14 protein-coding genes and 2 pseudogenes are annotated in these 18,373 nt (G+C 71.9%); 11 read left to right on the top strand and 5 right to left on the bottom strand.

Features of this window, described 5'->3' with window-relative positions; genetic code table 11:
- Positions 1–9: 9 nt before the first annotated feature.
- The 6 genes from ABZ497_RS26055 to ABZ497_RS26030 all read left to right on the top strand — a co-directional run bounded on the left by ABZ497_RS26055 (position 10) and on the right by ABZ497_RS26030 (position 5,539).
- Positions 10–645, top strand: coding sequence for a helix-turn-helix domain-containing protein (locus ABZ497_RS26055; RefSeq protein WP_359808665.1), 636 nt, complete (start codon positions 10–12; stop codon positions 643–645).
- Positions 646–1,438: 793 nt separating this feature from the next.
- Complete coding sequence (locus ABZ497_RS26050; protein WP_359808664.1) at positions 1,439–2,494, top strand: ABC transporter substrate-binding protein; 1,056 nt, start codon at positions 1,439–1,441, stop codon at positions 2,492–2,494.
- Between the two features lie 7 nt (positions 2,495–2,501).
- Positions 2,502–3,326: an ABC transporter ATP-binding protein gene (locus ABZ497_RS26045; RefSeq protein WP_359808663.1), complete on the top strand. Its 825-nt coding sequence runs from the start codon at positions 2,502–2,504 to the stop codon at positions 3,324–3,326.
- A gap of 212 nt (positions 3,327–3,538) precedes the next feature.
- Entirely contained in the window at positions 3,539–4,303 is a 765-nt protein-coding gene (locus tag ABZ497_RS26040) for an ABC transporter permease (protein WP_359808661.1), read from the top strand.
- Between the two features lie 102 nt (positions 4,304–4,405).
- Complete coding sequence (locus tag ABZ497_RS26035; protein WP_359808659.1) at positions 4,406–4,612, top strand: hypothetical protein; 207 nt, start codon at positions 4,406–4,408, stop codon at positions 4,610–4,612.
- A gap of 36 nt (positions 4,613–4,648) precedes the next feature.
- On the top strand, positions 4,649–5,539 hold the full coding sequence (locus tag ABZ497_RS26030; protein ID WP_359808657.1) for a TauD/TfdA family dioxygenase: 891 nt from the start codon (positions 4,649–4,651) through the stop codon (positions 5,537–5,539).
- Between the two features lie 111 nt (positions 5,540–5,650).
- On the opposite strand, the gene ABZ497_RS26025 is transcribed toward ABZ497_RS26030, so the two are convergent.
- Positions 5,651–6,985: an LLM class flavin-dependent oxidoreductase gene (locus ABZ497_RS26025; RefSeq protein ID WP_359808656.1), complete on the bottom strand. Its 1,335-nt coding sequence runs from the start codon at positions 6,983–6,985 to the stop codon at positions 5,651–5,653.
- A 121-nt stretch (positions 6,986–7,106) separates the two neighbouring features.
- Complete coding sequence (locus tag ABZ497_RS26020; RefSeq protein ID WP_359808655.1) at positions 7,107–8,327, bottom strand: ROK family transcriptional regulator; 1,221 nt, start codon at positions 8,325–8,327, stop codon at positions 7,107–7,109.
- Positions 8,328–8,768: 441 nt separating this feature from the next.
- Here ABZ497_RS26020 and ABZ497_RS26015 point away from each other — a divergent pair.
- Positions 8,769–8,867: pseudogene (locus ABZ497_RS26015) on the top strand (IS481 family transposase); the annotation flags it as partial.
- Positions 8,868–8,875: 8 nt separating this feature from the next.
- Here the strand turns inward: ABZ497_RS26015 and ABZ497_RS26010 are convergent.
- Positions 8,876–9,322: a helix-turn-helix domain-containing protein gene (locus tag ABZ497_RS26010; RefSeq protein ID WP_359808653.1), complete on the bottom strand. Its 447-nt coding sequence runs from the start codon at positions 9,320–9,322 to the stop codon at positions 8,876–8,878.
- Positions 9,323–9,417: 95 nt separating this feature from the next.
- On the opposite strand from ABZ497_RS26010, the gene ABZ497_RS26005 reads away from it, so the two are divergent.
- A complete protein-coding gene (locus ABZ497_RS26005; protein WP_359808651.1) occupies positions 9,418–10,725 on the top strand; it encodes an MFS transporter in 1,308 nt (435 codons plus the stop codon).
- 82 nt (positions 10,726–10,807) lie between these two features.
- Here ABZ497_RS26005 and ABZ497_RS26000 read toward each other — a convergent pair.
- Positions 10,808–11,010 (bottom strand): annotated as a pseudogene (locus ABZ497_RS26000) (NAD(P)-dependent oxidoreductase); the annotation flags it as partial.
- A gap of 428 nt (positions 11,011–11,438) precedes the next feature.
- On the opposite strand from ABZ497_RS26000, the gene ABZ497_RS25995 reads away from it, so the two are divergent.
- Positions 11,439–11,765, top strand: coding sequence for a hypothetical protein (locus ABZ497_RS25995; protein ID WP_359808649.1), 327 nt, complete (start codon positions 11,439–11,441; stop codon positions 11,763–11,765).
- Positions 11,766–11,927: 162 nt separating this feature from the next.
- Here ABZ497_RS25995 and ABZ497_RS25990 read toward each other — a convergent pair whose 3' ends face one another.
- A complete protein-coding gene (locus tag ABZ497_RS25990) occupies positions 11,928–14,468 on the bottom strand; it encodes a hypothetical protein (RefSeq protein WP_359808647.1) in 2,541 nt (846 codons plus the stop codon).
- A gap of 443 nt (positions 14,469–14,911) precedes the next feature.
- Between ABZ497_RS25990 and ABZ497_RS25985 the strand changes: the two genes are divergently transcribed.
- Positions 14,912–15,433: a hypothetical protein gene (locus ABZ497_RS25985; RefSeq protein WP_359808646.1), complete on the top strand. Its 522-nt coding sequence runs from the start codon at positions 14,912–14,914 to the stop codon at positions 15,431–15,433.
- A gap of 909 nt (positions 15,434–16,342) precedes the next feature.
- Positions 16,343–18,286, top strand: a complete 1,944-nt coding sequence (locus tag ABZ497_RS25980; protein ID WP_359808644.1) for a PIG-L family deacetylase — start codon at positions 16,343–16,345, stop codon at positions 18,284–18,286.
- The last annotated feature ends 87 nt before the right edge of the window (positions 18,287–18,373 follow it).

Here is an 18,373-nt window from a genome sequence, read left to right as displayed (position 1 = left end):
GCCTGAAAGATGACTCACCTGCTGCGTGTCGACGCGAGGGAGAACCGCGATCGTGTCCTCGCCGCGGCCCGGGCGCTCTTCGCGGAGTCCGGGCTGGGGGTGACGATGCGACAGATCGCCCGGCGTGCGGACGTCGGGCCCGCGACCCTCTACCGCCGGTTCCCGACGAAGCAGGACCTGGTGCTCGAGGCGTTCGAGGAGGAGCTCGCCGAGTGCAGCTCGATCGTCTACGACGGCACCGCCGAGCCGGATCCGTGGCGCGGGCTCTGCGACGTCATCGAGCGCGCCCTGCTCCTCAACGCGCGCAACCAGGGCTTCACGGACGCGTTCATGTCGGCACACCCCGACATCGTCGACTTCGAGGCACACCGCGAGGAGCTGGGCCGCGCCGTCTCGACCCTCATCCGCCGCGCGCAAGCTGCGGGCCGGCTGCGTCCGGACTTCGTGCTCGATGACTTCGTCGTCATTCTCCTCGCCGGCCGCGGACTGACCGCCGCGCCCGCCTCCACGCGCGACGCAGCGGCACGACGTCTCGCGGCTTTCATGATCGACGGCCTCCGCGTCGCCGACGCCGAGCCAGGCACCCGCGCCAGTAGCGCCGCGCGAACGGGAAGCTCCGGACCGCGCCCCCGACCTCGATCGTGAAGAGCCGCCATGACACCAGCGCCGCGCCGGTGCAGCCACCGACGCGTGTTGCCGGCGCGGCAACACCGCGCCCGCCAGCCGAGGCGACGCCGTCATCTTCCGTCGTCACCTTCCCCACTGCCCACCTGGTCGGCTCGCTGAGCGAGTCGCCCGGTGCCGGGCAGGCAGCGGTCCCGGGGGCGCAGGGGCCGGTTGTCGGCGCAGGCGGCGCGGGCGGCGTAGGTGGTGCCAGGTGATCGGCGTCCGTGGGGATCACCGCGGTCCGGCGATCGATGCCGGTCTCCTCGACCCGGGAGCACTCTGCGCGGGAGGTGCCGATCACCTGGTCGGTCCTCGGGCCCGGCCGCTCCCAAGCCGGCCGGCACCGCGCCGCGGTCTGCAGGCGCGTGGCGCTACTCCCCGCGGCGGCGGGTTTCTTCCGGCGGCTGAACATTCGTTGACCTGCTCCCGGTCCGCTGCCAGGCTGTCGGTCGTGAGCCAATCCGAGCGCCTTGTGGGCCGCCTGCACGTCGATCTGCGACGGCACGCGAGCGCCATCTGTGCTGCCTGCCACTGACCGGCGCCCCGTCGCGCTGACGCGCTTCTCTCACCTGCCGGCCTGAACCGACGCGGTCTCCCCACCGGCGCGGTCTCCCCACCGGCGCGGCCGCCGCTTCGGCCCTGTGTGCCGGGTGGTCCCGTCCACCGCCGACCGTCCACCACCGGCGGTTCACCCGCCTCGCCGCGTGACGCGCAGTCCTGCTGCCCGTCCCCGTCGGCGTACCTTGCCGACCCCGCAAATAAAGGATCACCCATGCCCGTGACCTCATGGCCCACCCCCCGACCCACCTCCCGACGCCGCTTCCTCACGCTGGCCGCGGTCGCGGCGGCGGCGGCCGCCTGCGGCCGGGCGACGGCGGCAGGCGGCGGTGCCGAGACGAAGAAGCTCCGCTACCAGGGCTCGGTAGGGCAGGTGACGCTGCCCGAACTCGCCTCGGACCTCGGCTACTTCGGCGACGTGAAGCTGGAATGGGTGGGTAACACGATCAGCGGTCCGCAGGACATCCAGTCGGCGGCGACCGGGCAGACGGACTTCGGCGGAGCGTTCAACGGTGCCGTCGTCAAACTGATCGCGGCCGGGGCGCCGGTGAAGGCGGCGATCAGCTACTACGGCGTCGACGCCGCCTCCTACAACGGCTACTACGTGCTGGAGGACAGCCCGATCCGCTCCGCCCGGGACCTGGTCGGCAAGAAGGTCGGAATGAACACGCTCGGCGCCCACGCCGAGGCGGTGCTCGACACCTACCTCCAGCGCAACGGCTTCGCCGCCCCGGAGTTGCGCCGGGTCGAGCGGATCGTCGTGCCCCCGGTCAACACCGAGCAGTCGCTGCGGCAGAGGCAGATCGAGGTCGCCTCGCTGGGCGGCGTCCTGCGGGACAAGGCGCTGGCGGCGGGCGGGATCAGACCGCTGTTCAGCGACTTCGACCTGCTGGGCTCCTTCAGCGCCGGCACGTACGTGCTGACCGACAGGTTCCTCAAGCAGAACCCGAACACGTCGAGGGTATTCGTGACGGGAGTCGCGAAGGCGATCGAGTGGGCCAGGACGACGCCGCGCGAGGAGGTGATCGCCCGCAGCACAGACATCATCAAGCGCCGTGGCCGCAACGAGGACGCGGCGGCGCTCCAGTACTGGAAGTCCTTCGGCGTCGCTGAACCCGGCGGCCGGATCACGGATCAGACCTTCCAGCTCTGGATCGACTGGCTGACGGACCACGGTGAGATCAAAGCCGGGCAGGTCAAGGCAGCCGACCTCTACACCAACCAGTTCAACGGCTATTCGGCCGCCTCGCCCACCGCCGACAGGAGCTGAGCCCGCGATGACCGATCACATCAGCTTTCGTCAGGTCACCAAGACCTTCCGGGTACGGGGGCGCGCCGGGGACCGTCGGCACTCCGGATTCGTCGCCCTCGACTCGATCGAACTCGACGTTGCCAAGGGCGAGTTCCTGGCAGTGGTCGGGCCGAGCGGATGCGGCAAATCCACCTTGCTGGACCTCCTCGGGGGTCTGGCGGCGCCGACCTCCGGCGAGATCCTCCTCGACGGCCGACCGGTCACGGGGCCGGGGATCGACCGCAGCATCGTCTTCCAGCAGTACGCACTGCTGCCGTGGCGGACGGCCCAGCGCAACGTGGAGTTCGGCCTGGAGGCCGCCGGCGTACCGAGACGTCAACGCGCCTCCAGAGCAAGGGAGTACCTCGACCTGGTCGGTCTCACCGGCTTCGCGGACCGTCACCCGCACGAACTCTCCGGCGGCATGAAGCAGCGGGTCGCGATCGCCCGAAGTCTCGCGTACGACCCGGCCGTGCTGTTGATGGACGAGCCGTTCGCGGCGCTCGACGCGCAGACCCGCGAGTCGCTCCAGGACGAACTGCTGCGGATCTGGCAACGGACCGGCAAGACCGTCGTGTTCATCACCCACGGCATCGAGGAGGCGGTCTACCTGGGCGGCCGCGTGGCGGTGCTCACCTCGCGCCCGGGCCGGCTGAAGGAAGTCGTTCCGATCGAACTGGGTGAGCGCGCAGTCGGCCAGGACCTGCGCTCCAGCCCGGAGTTCGCCCGCTACCGCCACCAGATCTGGAGTCTGCTGCACGACGAGGTCAGCCGTGCGCAGCAGTTGGAGAGAGAGGTCAGCCGCGTATGACCGACCTGAACCCGCGCCCGGGGGTGGCCGTGCGGACGGCCTCCGCCCGACCCCGACCGGTGGCCGAGCCGGCCACGGGCAGGGCGTCGGCCGCGAAGCCGGTACTGTACCCCGCCCCCGTTTCGCCTGCCGAGCCGAAGGACCGGGCGCCCGGTGGCACGGACACGCCGGTGTCGGCGCCGGCCCGCCGACCCGGGCTGCTACGGCGCCTCGTGGGGCTGCTGCTGAGCGGCGCGACGAAGTCCGTCGCGATCGTCGCGCTGCTGCTGCTCTGGGAGCTCGCCCCACACTTCGACCTGGTGGACCCGACCTTCCTGCCGCCGTTCAGCGAAGTGCTGGACGCCTGGTACGGACTACTGCAGAGCGGCCAGCTGGCCGACAACACCCTGGCCAGCCTGACCCGTTCGCTCAGCGGATTCGGCCTGGCGGTGGTGATCGGTGTGCCGCTCGGCCTGCTGATCGGCTGGTACCGGCCGGTGGCCAACCTGCTCAGCCCGCTGTTGGAGCTGTTCCGCAACACGGCGGCGCTCGCCCTGCTCCCGGTGTTCGTGCTGATCCTCGGCATCGGCGAGACGTCCAAGATCTCGATCGTGCTGTACGCCTGCCTCTGGCCGATCCTGCTCAACACCATCAGCGCGGTGCGCGGTGTGGACCAGACCCTGATCCGGCTCGCCCGCTCGCTGGACCTCTCCGCACCCCGACTGTTCGAGAAGGTGATCCTGCCCGCCTCGGTACCGATGATCTTCACCGGCGTCCGGCTCGCCGGGGCGGTGTCGATCCTGGTGCTGGTGGCCGCCGAGATGGTGGGGGCCAAGGCGGGGCTCGGCTATCTGATCAACGCGTCGCAGTACAACTTCGCGATCCCGCAGATGTACGCGGGCATCGTGACGATCTCCGTCATCGGGCTGGTCTTCAACCAGCTGTTGGTCGAGCTGGAGCGCAGGTTCACTGCCTGGCGTGCCCCGCTGGGCAGTTGAGAGGTGTGATGTGAGTACGCAACAGGAGTTCGCGGCTGACGTCCTGGTGATCGGTGGCGGCGCGGCGGCCAGACCTGCGTCCGGTGCGAGGCCGACTGCCCGATGGCTGCGCTGTTCATCGCCCGGTACACCCACCCGCAGCCGCAGGACCCGCCCGTCCGTGACGACCGGTGGCTGACCGAGGCCGGGCAGCTCGGCAGCTACCGCGCGCAGATCGGCTGGGCCGGGGCCGGACCCCGGGCGCGCTGCGAGCGATCGGCCCGGCTCCGGGGCCGGCCGGATCGGCCGCCCCCCATCACCACCTCCTGAATGTCCGCACCGTACCCACCGTTTGAGGGAGAACCGATGACCAGCACCTTCGAGATCCGCAAGATCGGCGGCCGGATCGGCGCCGAGATCCTCGGCGTCGACACCGCCGCCGCACTCGACGCAGCGACCGTCCACAGGCTCAACGCCGCGTTGGTGGAGCACAAGGCGCTCTTCTTCCGCGGCCAGCAGCTGGACGACGACGGCCAGACCCGCTTCGCCGCCAACTTCGGCACCCTCACCACCGCGCACCCGACCGTCCCCGCGCTCGACGGGCAGCCGAACGTCCTGGCGGTGGACAGCGAGGACGGCGGCCGGGCCAACCGCTGGCACACCGACGTGACCTTCGTCCGTACGCCTCCGAAGGCCAGTACCCTGCGCAGCCTGATCGTCCCGCCGTACGGCGGGAACACCCTGATCGCCAACACCCAGACCGCGTACCAGGACCTGCCGGAGCAGCTGCGCGAGTTCGCCGAGCGGCTCTGGGCCGTGCACACCAACGACTACGACTACGCGCAGGGCAAGGAGCTGGACGCCGCGGACCGGGAGCGCCGCCGGGTCTTCACCGCCCGCAAGTACCGCACCGTCCACCCGGTGGTACGGGTGCACCCGGAGAGCGGGGAGCGCGGGCTGTTCATCGGCGGCTTCGCCCAGTCGGTCGTCGGCCTGCCGACCGCCGAGTCCCAGGACCTGCTGCGCAGTCTGCAGGCGTACGTGACCCGGCCCGAGAACGTGGTCCGCTGGCGCTGGGAGCTGGGGGACGTGGTGCTGTTCGACAACCGCGCCACCCAGCACTACGCGCCGGACGACTACGACGACCTGCCGCGCCGCCTGCACCGCGTCACCGTCGCCGGTGACGTCCCGGTGGGCGTGACGGGCGAGTCCAGCCAGGTACTGGAGGGTGACGACGCCTCGCACTACACGTCCTGACCGGCAGCCCGGCCGCGCGGAGTGCTCCGTGCGGCCGGCGCCACGGGGAAGGCCCGGACCGAGCGGTCCGGGCCTTCCCGTGCGGCCGGGCGCCGGCCCGGCGTGCGGCCGTCACGGCGTGGTGTACCGCCCGACCGGCCGCGGCAGACCGTAGTGCTCGCGCAGGGTGCTCCCGGTGTAACCCTCGCGGAACAGGCCGCGTGCCCGCAGGATGGGGACCACCTGCTCGACGAAGTCGTCCAGGCCGCCGGGCAGGAGCGGCGGCATGACGTTGAAGCCGTCGGCCGCGCCCTGGGTGAACCAGGTCTCGATGTGATCGGCGAGTTGCTCGGGAGTGCCGACCACGACCTGGTGGCCCCGGCCGCCGCCGAGCCGCCCGACGAGTTGGCGCAGGGTCAGCCGGTCGCGGACCGCGAGGTCGCGGATCAGCTCGAAGCGGCTCTTGGCACCGTTGATCTCGGTGACCGGCGGCAGTGGCGGCAGCGGCTCGTCAAGCGGGTGGTCGGTGAGGTCGACGCCGAGCACGGTGGAGAGCACGCCGACCGCGCGGGCCGGGTCGATCAGCTCGTCCAGCTCCTGGTCCAGCGTGCGTGCCTCCGCCTCGGTGGAGCCGAGGACGGGGACGACGCCGGGCAGGATCTTCACCTGGGCCGGGTCGCGGCCCGCCTCGGCAGTCTGTCGCTTGAGGTCGCCGTAGAAGGCCTGCCCCTCCGCCAGCGTCTGCTGCGCGGTGAACACCGCCTCCGCCCAACGGGCGGCGAAGGCCTTGCCGTCGTCCGAGGATCCGGCCTGCACGAGCAGCGGGTGGCCCTGTGGGCTGCGCGGGATGTTCAGCGGCCCGCGCACCTGGAAGTGCTTGCCGACGTGGTCGATGTCGTGCACCCGGTCCGGGGCGGCGAAGGCCCCGCTCGCTCGGTCCAGCAGCAGCGCGTCGTCCTCCCAGCTGTCCCACAGCGCGGTGACCACGTCGAGGAACTCGGCGGCCCGCTCGTACCGGACGGCGTGGTCCTGGTTGGCGCTGCGGCCGAAGTTCTGGGCGGCGCGGTCGCCGGCCGAGGTGACGATGTTCCAGCCGGCCCGCCCGTGGCTGATGTGGTCCAGCGAGGCGAACTGCCGGGCCAGGTTGTAGGGCTCGGAGAAACCGGTGGAGACGGTGCCGATCAGGCCGATCCTCGTGGTCACCGTGGCCAGCGCGGTGAGCAGGGTGAACGGTTCGAAGTGGCTGATCAGGCCCCAGCCCCCGTCGGAGCGGGCCTCGACGCCGTCGGCGAGGAACACCGAGTCGAAGGAGGCCGCCTCGGCGGTCCGGGCGAGCCGCTGGAAGTGCGCGATGTCACCCGCGGCGGAAGGATCGGTGCGGGGGTGGCGCCAGGCGGCCTCGTGGTGGCCGACACCCATCAGGAAGAGATTGAAGTGGAGTTGGCGCTCGGCGGGATTTTCGGGCATGGCGAAACACTCCGGAGCTCGGAAGACGGGCGGGGGAAGGGATCGACCCGATTCTCCGGCCCGCCCTCCGGCCGTTCAACGATTCACCTGGCGGTGGAATTAATGCGCCGTTGACGAGGGCTCACCGCAGCGCCCGGGCGGTCGAACTCCCGGCCGTCCGCAGCTCCATCGGACGCTGGTAGACGCTGTCGAGCACCCCGGCGCAGGCCGCGACCGCCAGCACCTCGACGCCGAACGCCGTCGCCGTGACCAGCTGTTCGGGTGCCGCGTTGGAGTGCAGCCGGATCTGTGCCGCCAGATACGGGCGCAGGCAGGACGCCACCGACATCCCCGCCTCACTGACCACCAGAACCTCGGGGTTGAGGACGTCCAGCAGCAGGCCGGCGGCGGGCGCGACGAGCCGGAGCCGCTCCTCGAAGAGCCGGATCGCGGTGGGGTCCCCGGTGCCGGCCAGGTCCAGCAACAGGCCGAAGTCGGGGCCGGGGATCAGGCCGAGGGTGTGGGCCCGGCGGGCGAGGGTCCGGTCCGCGACGGTGGCCTGGAGGCAGCCGGTGCGCCCGCAGCAGCAGGGCTCGCTGGAGCCGGGTACGGCGAGGTGGCCGATGTCGCCGGCGCGAGACCGCCGCCCGAGCAGCACGCTGCCGCCGGTGGCGATGGCCGCGTCGACGACGTTGCCGACGAACAGCTGGACGAGTTCGGTGGCCCGGCTGCCGGCGCCGAACAGCAGCTCCGCCCGGGCCAGCGCCCGGGCGTGGCTGTCGACGTGCACCGGCAGCCGGGTGGCGTCGGCCAGGACGTCGCGGACGGGGACGTCGTGCCAGCCGAGCGGGCCGTGGGCGACGACGCTGCCGCTCTCGGAGTCCACCCAGCCGCCGGTGACCACTCCGAGGCCGAGCACCGAGTGGCCGGTGGCCCGGCGGGCCAGGAAGCCCGGCAGGTACGCCCGGATGGCTCCCAGGACGGCGGCGGCGTCGCCACGCCGGGGCAGGCGCTCGTGGGCGACCACCCGTCCGCGCAGGTCCAGCAGGGCGAAGGTGAGCCACGGCACGCCGATGTGCACCCCGCAGGCGAGGTGGTGACGGGTGTCGATGTCCAACGGCAGCTGGGGGCGCCCCGCCCTGGGCGGACCGTCCGGCGGGGGCAGTACGCGCAGGAGCCCGAGACCGGTGAGGTCGGCGGTGTGCCGGGAGACGGCGGCCGGGCTGAGGCCGGTGGCCCGGCCGACGGCGCTGCGGGTCAGCGGGCCGCCGGTCAGTACCGCGCGCAGCACGGCCCCGGCCCCGCCGCCCTCGGTGGGCGCCGGGGTCCTGCCGTGCGCGGGCGGGGCAACCAGGGAGAGCATGCGGTCGATGCTCCCAGCGGTGTGTTGCACGGGCGTGGCGCGGGCGTGAAACGGCCCGGCCCGGCGCCCGACCGGGCCGGCCCGCCTACGGCATCGGTGCCTGACGGGCCCCGGCGCCCGGAACGATCGGTGCCCGGCGAGCACTCGCTCGCCGGGCACCGGCGTACCAATGCGGGGGTCTCAGCCCCTGCGGTGCCCCCGCCCCCGTCGCCGTCGCCGCCCCCCGCCCCCCGCCGTCGCCGTCGCACCTTCCGCTGGGCCAGGCTGCCGGCGCTCCAGTAACCGTCGAGGACGCGCAGCAGGCCCTCCAGGTCGCACACCACCCGGATGGACGACGAGGAGCGCCGCCGGATGACCAGCGGCCTGGGTCGGGCGGGTTGCTGGGTGTCGGGAAGCCCGCGTGCCGGCCTCGCGGCCAGCGGGCAGAGCAACGGCACCCGCCCCGCATGGCTCCACACCTACAATCACCACCGCGGACACACCGCACTCGCAGGCAAGCCACCCGCCCGCCGCGTCCCCAACCTCACGATTCAGAACACACCGTCCGGTCAGGACACTTTGTGGACGGTGGTGTCGTCGGGGTTCAGGCGGCGGCCGTCCGCCGATCGGACTTCGAGCGCGCGCAGGCCCTGTCCGTGCCGGCGGTCGACCAGCCGCGAGTGCGGCTCCTCCGGGGCGAAGAAGTTCTGTTCGCCCCATTGCCGCAGCGCCACGATGACGGGGAAGAGGGCGTTGCCCTTCGGGGTCAGGACGTACTCGCGGTAGGCGCTGCCGTCCGAGGCGGGCACGGTGTCGAGGATGCCGCCGGCGACGAGGGCCCGCAGGCGGGCGGTCAGGATGTTCTTCGCCACGCCGAGGCTGCGCTGGAACTCCCCGAAGCGACGGCTCCCGTCGAAGGCGTCCCGCACGATCAGGAGGGACCACCAGTCGCCGATCGCGTCCACCGATCGCGCGACGGGGCAGTCGCTGTCGTCGAAGCGTGTCCTTGCCACCATGCCGTCCTCCCATCATGTCGGTTGCAACATGATACCAACGTCGACTACGGTCCCAATCGGTAGCAAGTTGAAACCAGATGGGAAGAGGATGTCGAATGCTCGTCGACTGTGAGGCCGGGACGCGGCAGGCCGCGGCCCGCGACGACGGGGGGCCCGTGCCCGCCCTGACCCGCGGGGTGATCACCCTGTTCGCCGTGGCCTGCGGGACGGCGGTGGCCAACGTCTACTTCGCCCAACCGCTCCTCGCGACCATCGGCCACGACCTCGCCATGAGTCCGGCACTGGTCGGCGGCCTCGTCACGCTCACCCAGGTCGGCTACGGGGTGGGCCTTCTCCTCCTCGTACCGCTGGGTGACGTCGTCGACCGCAGACGGCTCATCGTCGCCCAACTGCTCCTCCTCGTGGTGGCGCTGGCAGCGGTCGCGCTCGCCCCCACCGCGACGCTCCTGCTCGCGGCGACGGCCGCGATGGGGCTTCTCGCCGTCGTCACCCAGACCCTGGTGGCCTTCGCGGCGTCCCTGGCCCCACCCGACCGCCGGGGAGGGGTCGTCGGTCTCGTGACCAGCGGCGTGGTCATCGGGATCCTGCTCTCCCGCACCGCCGCCGGCCTCGTCGCCGACCTCGCCGGCTGGCGCTCCGTCTACCTCGCCTCGGCGGGGCTGACCGCCCTGCTCGCGGTGGTCCTGCACCTGGTGCTGCCGCGCCGCGGCACCCTCCCGCCGACCTCCCTGCGGTACGGACAGCTGCTGCGCTCCACGGTCACCCTGTTCGCGCGGGAACGCGTCCTGCGGGTCCGGGCCCTGCTCGGCCTGCTGATCTTCGCCGCCTTCAGCACCCTGTGGAGCAGCGTCGCACTACCGCTCAGCGACCCGCCGTTCTCCCTCTCCCACACCGCGATCGGGGCGCTCGGACTGGTCGGAGCCGTGGGCGCGCTCGCGGCGACCGCGGCGGGCCGGCTGAACGACCGCGGACTCGCCCGACGGACCACGGGCATCGCCCTGGCGCTACTCGCCGCCTCCTGGCTGCCGTTGGCCTTCACCCGAAGCTCACTCTGGGCTCTGGTGGTCGGTGTCGTCCTCCTCGACCTCGCGGTGCAGGCGGTCCACGTCACCAACCAGACCCTGATCCACGCGCTGCGCCCGGACGCGGGCAGCCGGTTGATCGGCGGGTACATGGTCTTCTACTCGATCGGCAGCGCCACCGGGGCGATCGCCGCGACCTCCCTCTACGCGGTCGCCGGCTGGGGTGCCGTCTGCACGCTGGGTGCCACGTTCAGCTGCCTCGCGTTCGCGCTCTGGGCGCTCACCCGTTCCGACACCCCGGCACCCGGCACGCCGGGGGACGGTGCGCCGGCGGTTCGCGGCGGCCTCGCCGGCCGGGGTCCTGCCGCCGAGCGGCGGTGACGAGGAGTCCGGCGCCGGCTCGGAAGCGGACAGCGGGGCGGACGGCGTGATGCGCGCCGCCGTCCGCCCCACCGGGCGATCGGCGCCGGCCGAGCACCTCGGCCAGGCGAGTCACCCCGTCCGCGCCGTGGCCCACCGCGATGGTCCGGCGGACGAGCCCGTCGGCGGCGCACATCACGGCCGGAGTCGATACCGTGGGGCCTCCGCCGTGCGCACGACGTGAGCCATCGTGGAGACCCCCGACGTGAGCGGGTTGATCGCACCCGAGCAGGTGCCGCCCTCGTCGGCCCACACGCTCCTGCTCCGGAACAACACCGCAGTCCACGCACGCCAGCAGCTCCATCGCGGGTAGCTGCGCGACATGATCACTTCTTCTCGGTGGCGCCGCAGCCGAGGTGGCGCAGGCCCTCCTGTGCCTCCGCCGGACCGCCTTCCTGGCCTGCCAGTGCGGCCGGCAGAACGGGGCCGGGGACGTGCCCGCGCCCTGGTGAACCCTGGCAGAGCCAAGGGTTTGGCGCGGACGCCCTGACATGCTTCGCCCACTGTCGCCTCCTGGCTGTCTTCGGCTGATGGGGCGAATGGATCTGGAGGGATTGCCGAGAACGCCCGAGTGCGGCGCGCCCGCTGGCTCGCGACGGAACGCACATGCATGAATACGTAGCGTTGCACGCATCCTGTTCGTTTCCCGTCACGGATCCAGAGAGCCGGGCCTCGTGGATCTCGCCCCGGCCGAGGTGGTGGAGGTACAGGCACCAGGCGGAGGTGCCATCGCGGGCGTCGTCATGCGCGGGTCGACGGCGGCGGCCAGGGCGCGATCGGCGTCGGTCGGCTCCCGGGTCGCCGAGCGCGACACCCGCTCCTGCTTCCAGGCCGTGGGCAGCGGCTCGACCAAGGCCCAGTGCCTGTCGGACGAATCCGTTGAGTACAGCATTCGTTTCCCCCGACCCCATCATGCACACGACGTGCAAGTCAGCCCGAACGACTCCGCACCCGCGAACGGGCGGCACCAGATCATCCAGAAATTGACATACCGCCCCTAACGTCTGCTCAACCCCAGGCTCGGGAAGACGCTTGGCTGGGACACCCCCAGCCAAGCGCTTCTTCGAGCTGCCTGAAGACGATCCCACCCCCGTCGGGTTGCGGCGAGTTGTTGAATCCACCCGTTCGGGGGCGGGGCGTCGTGCGTACCGATCGGGGGTGGGTCAGTCCTTGCCGGGCACCGCCAGGATGCAGAGCAGGGAGCAGGCCACCGCCGCGGACGGGGCGGTGGTGGTGGGGGCGGTGCCGGCGGGCGCGTTCGCGGCGACGAAGCTCGCGGAGGCGGTGTTCTTCAGCGGGAGCGCCAGCAGCAGGGAGTCGCAGTAGACGGCGCGGCTGGTGCCGGCCGCGAGGGCGAAGGTGCCGGCGGCCTGCCGGCAGGCGGGCGTGCTGGCGTCGTTGACGGTGACGGACGCGGCGTCGACCGGTCCGGCGTTGCTGACGGTGATCCGCCAGTGCGCGGTGCCGAGCAGGCCCAGCAGGCCCACGGGGCTGGTCTTGGCCCAGGGCCCGGGGCCGCCGGGCAGACAGTCGTGGGAGTTGGCGGAGCCGCAGATCTCCTTCTCCACGGCGACCCGGGGCTGGCAGCCGGTGCCGGGCGCGACCGCGGTGGTGACGGTGTTGGAGGTGAGCGCGCCGTTCGCGTCGCTACCGTTCGCGGTGTTGGTGACGGCGGTGGCGGTGCAGGCGGCCGCGACGGTGGTGCGGAAGCAGACCTGCGGCCCATCACCCCGGTACTCGACGACCAGGGAGGGGTGGTTGCCGTTGGTGAAGTCCGCGGAGGTGGTCAGCACCAGCTGCGCGGTGACGGTGAGGGCCGGGTGCGCGGTGACGGAGATGCCGGACAGGTCGACCGTGCCGTCCGCGCCGAGCGCCGGGGTCGCGACGGGCGTGCCGTCGGGGTCGGTGACCAGGACCCGGGACGCCGACAGGGTGATGTGCGAGAGGTCGATGTCGGTCAGCCGGACCTTGTCGTAGCCCTGGACGTGGCCGCTCGCGCCGTCGCAGTAGAAGTCGCCGGGTTCGAGGGTGACCGAGGCACCGCTGTGTACACAGGGGCTGGCGCCGGTCGTCGGGTCGAGCGAGAACAGCACGCCGGCGTCGCCGAGGCCGATCAGGCAACGGGTCGTGGAGTCGTAGCTGTAGCCGTAGTCGCGGGTGTCGCCGCCGTGGGCACTCGGGTGCCCGGCCGGGAGCGGGAAGCCCGCGCAGGGGCCGCCGGTGGCCCAGTCGTGGCAGACGGTCGCGCCGGCCACCCCGCCGCCCCAGATCGGGAAGTAACTGCGGGTGCCGGTAACGGTGGTGACGGTCTCGGGGTTGAAGGTCAGCACGTTGCCGGCCAGCGCGCCGAGACTGCTCGGCGCGGCGTGCACGGAGCCGTCCAGGCCGTAGCAGGTGGTCAGGACGTTGGCGCCGCCGACGGTGCTGGTGCAGACGCCGTCGGGGTGCCCGGCGGTGTCGTACGCGGTGTAGGCGTTGTAGGTGTAGTAGTTGGCGTTCGGCCCGGAGGGGTGCTGGGTGTCCCAGCCCGCACAGGCGGTGAGGGCGGCCGTGTCGAAGCAGCCGAGCTCGGGCGGCCCGGGGACGGTGGAGGTGCCGGCCTGCGGTGAGCTGGAGACGAAGACCTTGTCGCCGATCGCGGTGAGCGCGCCGAAGTAGAGCGCGGTGGGCGTGCTCGGCAGGTCACGGTTGCCGGGGGCGACGGGCGCGTACGGTTGGCCGGCGCACGGGGTGCGGGTGGCGAGCGCCAGGCAGAGCACCCGGCCGTTGCTGGCGACGCCGTACAGGTTGTCGCCGGAACGCACCAGGCCCGCGAGGTTGTTGACGCTGCTGGGCGAGCCGCCGGTGGGCGTGAGGGCGGTGAAGCCGCAGTTCGCCTGCGCGTCGAGGTCCAGGCAGCCGACGCCGACCGCGGCGGCGGTGACGGCGGGGTACAGCACCTGGTTCGGGTGCGCGGGGTCGAACACGTACTGCGGGGTGAGCGGGCTGCCGATGTCACCGGTGACGCCGCTGCCGAGCGGGCCGACGGTGGTGTTCAGCGGCCGCGGCCAGGGGCCGCCGGTGCAGGGCTGACCGGCCGTCAGGCTGAGGCAGACCACCTGCGGGGCGCTAGGCGCGGCGTGGTGGTAGATGTTCCAGGACTGGATCTCGCCGGACGCCGTCCGGTGCAGGATCGGGGTGAACCCGTCGCCGCCGGTGGACTGCGCGGTGGGCTGGACGGGGGCGAGCAGCAGCGGGGAGACGCCGGTGCCGACGCCGCGCAGCACCGGGTTACCGGCCCGGACGGCGGTGGTCGCGGTGCCGGTGTCGGTGGCGCCGAACGTGCTTCCGTCGGTCGACCAGGACGGCGTCCACCCGGGCGGGACCTTCAGCGAACCGGGCACGTACGTTTGGGAGTTGCCCGCGCCCGCGATCGGGTCGGTGACGACGGCGGGTGCGGCGGCGCCGCCGGAGGTGCCGCCGCGGTAGGTGACGGCCCAGTTCAGGGTGTCGCCGTGCTCGGCGGTGGCGGCGCCCGGGTGGGTGGCGTTCTGCACGGTCTTCACCAGCGCGGACGCCCCGCCGGCGGTGTCGGCCGGGCTGGCGCCGGCCCCGGGGGCGACGCCCCCCAGGCCCAGCAGCAGGAGCGCGGAGGTGACGGCGACGGCCGTGGCGGCGCCGAGCGGACGGCGGCCGGTGCGACGGCTTCGGGCGGTGATCGGCATGGGCGGACGCGGGCTTCTCAGCACTGGTTCTCCACCTCTGATCGGCAGTCGGACTGGCGGGTCGTCAGTCCGGTCCGTCGACCAGGGTAAAGGTGCGGTAAGTATGGAACGGACCTACTTTTCATATTGGTCACATAGTGAACGAATATGACTCGGAATCTTTCCCCTCGACCGTCCGCACGACCTCCGAGGGCCGATCGCCCCCGAACATCACTTCCATGCCTACCCGCCCTTGGGCCGCTGACGTACGACACCCGCAGCCCGAGCCACCACACCGTCGGGTGACGTGACTCAGCCAGGCGAGTGACAGAGACGACCGCCGACTGCTACCCGGGCGGGCCGGTGTTCCATGATCGGTGCCGTCGCCGTCTCCGGCGGATCGTGTGAAACCGTGTCAGTGCCGTGCGATCGGTACGACCACGGCTGTTCGAGGAGTCCGTCCCATGCGTTCACGAGTCATCGCCCTCATGGCCGCCGCCATCGCGGCCACTTCGGCGCTCACGCAGCCCGCCCACGCCGCCCCCCTCATCGACGGGGTCTACCGGTTCGCGGCCCTCACGGACGGCAAGTGCCTGGTCTGGCCCAAGCTGCACGGACCTGTCGGCACAGTGTCACTGGGCGACTGCACGGACAGCACGTACACCTCGGCGAACTGGCAGGTACAGCAACGGCCCAACGGAACGATGAACGTCTCCGTGCCGAACTCGGCCCCGCGCGGCTGCCTGAGGCTGACGGACGACCATAAGGTGGGGATCAGCGACAACTGCGACCGGTACGCCGAATGGACCGTCTTCTACGGCTCCGCCGGCCCCGGCAGCACGGTGTGGGCCGACATCGAGCACACCCCCGGCGACCGGTCCGCCTCGTGGGGGAAGCTGGTCGACGATCCCGGCGTGACCGGCCGGCTCGTGGTGAGGCCGGCCCCCATCGAGCCGCACCACTGGACCTTGCAGCCAGCCGGTTAGAACACCCGGTCGCTCCCTGCGCACACGGGCCGGATTCCCGCACCAGGCGGAGGCGGAAAGTGGGAGTCGGGCCCGCGCGCACGGGCCGCACTTTCTGACCTGGTGGTTCAGAACAGGCCCGGCTGGCTGTCAGCAAGTTGTGGGAGTGCCGGCGGATTGCTCCGCCGGGGTGACAGCAGGCCGGGTTCCGGCAGGACCTTCGAGCTCGGCGTGCGGTTCGGCCGCAGGGCGGCCGGGGCCCCTGCCGGCTCCGGCCGGACAACCCACCACCAGGTCATTACCCCAGGCAGAACAGGTGAGGCGAGCGAGAGACGGGGGATATAGGCCGCGAGGTGCCAGGGTCATCCCGGTCTTCCGCTGTCACCCTGGTCAGGGCCCGCCACGCGACCACCGGTTTCGGCTGATGCTGTCCGTTCACGGCCTGGCCGACACGAAGGGCCAGGGCACGAGCCTGCCCTGGCCCTTCGTGTCGGCCTCATTGCCGTGGTCTCCAGGAAGGCCCAGTCCCGGTCGCCCGGGGTCGCCTCCGCGCGCCACCGGGCGCGCAGGAGGCCGTCCCCGTCGGGCAGCACGGCCGTGAACAAGGGACTGCGCCCATCGACGTCCATCGGCAGGACGGCAGGCACGGGCACCGCAGACCTGGGCGGCCAGTGCCGTGAACTGGGTCTCGTCGGCGACCGTGCTGGTGATCCGGCCGTCCCGGTCCTCCCACACGAATTCGACCAGGCCCTCGTCCGGGAGGCCGGCCACAACGGCGGGGACATCGGTGGAGAGGTCCGGCCAGAGCGCCAGCCGGGCCCGCGGGGCCAACCCCACCTGCCTCCTGCACCTTGGTGACGTTCAGTAGCATCACGCTATTTGCATCGCGAGAGATCGTCTCCGATGGGAACGACGTAACAAGGGGGATCTGTGTTCACTTTCGGACGCCGAAGGATGCTCGCGCTACTGGCCACCGCGGCCCTTGCCGAGCCGTTGCTGGCCGCTCGTCCGCCGACAGCGGCGGCGGCATCCGGAGCGATCGCGCCGCTGGTCATGCAGGTCGTGGCCCATGAGGACGACGACATCCTGTTCATGAACCCGGATCTGGCGGCCTCGCTCGCCGCAGGGGTGCCGACGGTCACGGTCTTCCTCACCGCCGGCAACCAGACCGGCGACCCCTGCCCGGCGAACTGTGGAGGGCAGCCCGACACCGACTGGGAGCGGACCGAGAACCGCCAGCTGGGAGCGATCAACGCCTATTCCCGGATGGCCGGGGTCAGCGACACCGTTCCGGGCACCGACGAGGAGAGCCGCTGGGCGCGCGGCATGCTCTCGGTCGGGGACCGTGAGGTCGAGCGGTACGTGCTTCGGGAACGCCCCAACGTTCATCTGATCTTCGTCAATCTGCACGACGGAGACCTCATCTCGCTTGAGCAGAACCGGGCGGCCACGGACTTCACCGTGACGCCTCCTCCCGTCGACAACCATCCCCCGGTGCAGCCGACGACGTACACCGGCGACGATGTGGCCAGGCTGCTGCAGGGGCTGATGATGGCCTACGAGCCTTCCGTCCTGCGGGGGCAGGACGAGTACCCCGACCCAGCCAAGAGGTGGCACCCGGATCACCTGGCGGCAGCCAGGTTCGCCGCGGAGGCCGCGCTGCTGTACCGCGCTGCGCAGCCCAGCACGGCGAACAACCTGGTCCAGGTGAACTACCGGGACTACAACATCGAGACCTCCCCGGTGAACCTTGAGGGGTCGGCCGTATCGGCCAAGCGTGCCGTTTTCGAGGAGTACCAGAGCCACGACCACTCCACCGGCAACTACAGCCCGGACTGGTTCTCTCGCATGTACTACCGCTGGTCGCGCGGCACGTCGTGGGCCGGGGTCAACGCGGACGGCCGGCCTCAGGCGTTCGTGGTCCGCAACGGGATGCTGTACACGTGCTGGCGCACGACGTCCGGCGGTTGGGCCGATTCCCTGCAGTTGGCCGATCCAGGGGGGCGGCTGGCGCCGGGGCTCGCCGTGGGGACGAACGCCGACGGTCGGCTGGAGGTCTTCGCGCACCGGCTCAGCGACCACCACATCGTCTCGTTGGCCCAGAACACCGCGAGCCAGGAGTGGCGTCAGCGCTGGACGGATCACGGCACGCCGAACCCCGGCGACCTTGCCTCGCAGGTGGGGTCGCCTGTGGTGGCCAACGACGACGACGGCCGGCTCGAACTCTTCGTCAGGAACGCCGGCGGTGGTCTCAGCAGCAAGTGGCAGACCTCTCCGAGCGGCGACTGGTCGAGCGCGTGGGCCGACATGGGCGGGAGCGACATCCAGGACCCGGTGTCGGCGGTGCGCAACGGTGACCGCCGTATCGAGGTGTTCGCCAGCACCTCGACCAAGATGCTGTCCTGGTGGCAGACCTCCCGCAACGGCAGCTTCGCCGGGCCCGGCGACATCCCGGGTGCCCGCCCCGCCAGCCCGCCCAAGGCGGTTCTGAACGGCGCCGGCCGGATCCACCTCGCCTACCGCGAGAGCGGCACCGGAGCCATGGGCATCAGCCGGCAGGAGGTGCCCGGTGGAAGCTGGACCACACCGTCCTTCTACCAAGGTCACGGGGGCGTCGGCGAACCCGCCGCGACTGTGGCGGGAGGGATGGTCACCCTGTTCGAGCGCAACCGCGGCACCGGGGTGAGCTGCACTGTCCAGGCCACAGAAGGCGTCTACGCGGCATGGAGGGACCTCGGAGGGACAGTACTGGACTACCCGGCGGCTGTGACCGACGGCGCCGGAGTAGCCCACGTGTTTGTCATCGGCACCAACGGCCGGATCTACGTCCACCCGATGAACACCGCCGACGGCATCTGGCACGGCCCCTTCTAGCCGCCCAGCAGGCCGGCTCACGTGGGCCGCCCCGGACCTGGCAGGCATCAGCCAGCGGACGGGGGACGCCGAGGGGGGCGGGTGAAC

It is taken from the genome of Kitasatospora sp. NPDC005751 (genome assembly GCF_040630835.1).
Taxonomy (GTDB): Bacteria; Actinomycetota; Actinomycetes; order Streptomycetales; family Streptomycetaceae; genus Kitasatospora.
The sequence above is the reverse complement of the archived record's forward strand: the minus strand, read 5'-3'. Positions and strand labels throughout refer to the sequence as shown.

Bases quoted from the DNA above. Each gene is read 5' to 3' on its own strand.
- ABZ497_RS26055 (WP_359808665.1), top strand. From the start codon at position 10: ATGACTCACCTGCTGCGTGTCGACGCGAGGGAGAACCGCGATCGTGTC.
- ABZ497_RS26050 (WP_359808664.1), top strand. From the start codon at position 1,439: ATGCCCGTGACCTCATGGCCCACCCCCCGACCCACCTCCCGACGCCGC.
- ABZ497_RS26045 (WP_359808663.1), top strand. From the start codon at position 2,502: ATGACCGATCACATCAGCTTTCGTCAGGTCACCAAGACCTTCCGGGTA.
- ABZ497_RS26035 (WP_359808659.1), top strand. From the start codon at position 4,406: ATGGCTGCGCTGTTCATCGCCCGGTACACCCACCCGCAGCCGCAGGAC.
- ABZ497_RS26030 (WP_359808657.1), top strand. From the start codon at position 4,649: ATGACCAGCACCTTCGAGATCCGCAAGATCGGCGGCCGGATCGGCGCC.
- ABZ497_RS26025 (WP_359808656.1), bottom strand. From the start codon at position 6,985: ATGCCCGAAAATCCCGCCGAGCGCCAACTCCACTTCAATCTCTTCCTG.
- ABZ497_RS26020 (WP_359808655.1), bottom strand. From the start codon at position 8,327: ATGCTCTCCCTGGTTGCCCCGCCCGCGCACGGCAGGACCCCGGCGCCC.
- ABZ497_RS26010 (WP_359808653.1), bottom strand. From the start codon at position 9,322: ATGGTGGCAAGGACACGCTTCGACGACAGCGACTGCCCCGTCGCGCGA.
- ABZ497_RS26005 (WP_359808651.1), top strand. From the start codon at position 9,418: ATGCTCGTCGACTGTGAGGCCGGGACGCGGCAGGCCGCGGCCCGCGAC.
- ABZ497_RS25990 (WP_359808647.1), bottom strand. From the start codon at position 14,468: ATGCCGATCACCGCCCGAAGCCGTCGCACCGGCCGCCGTCCGCTCGGC.
- ABZ497_RS25985 (WP_359808646.1), top strand. From the start codon at position 14,912: ATGCGTTCACGAGTCATCGCCCTCATGGCCGCCGCCATCGCGGCCACT.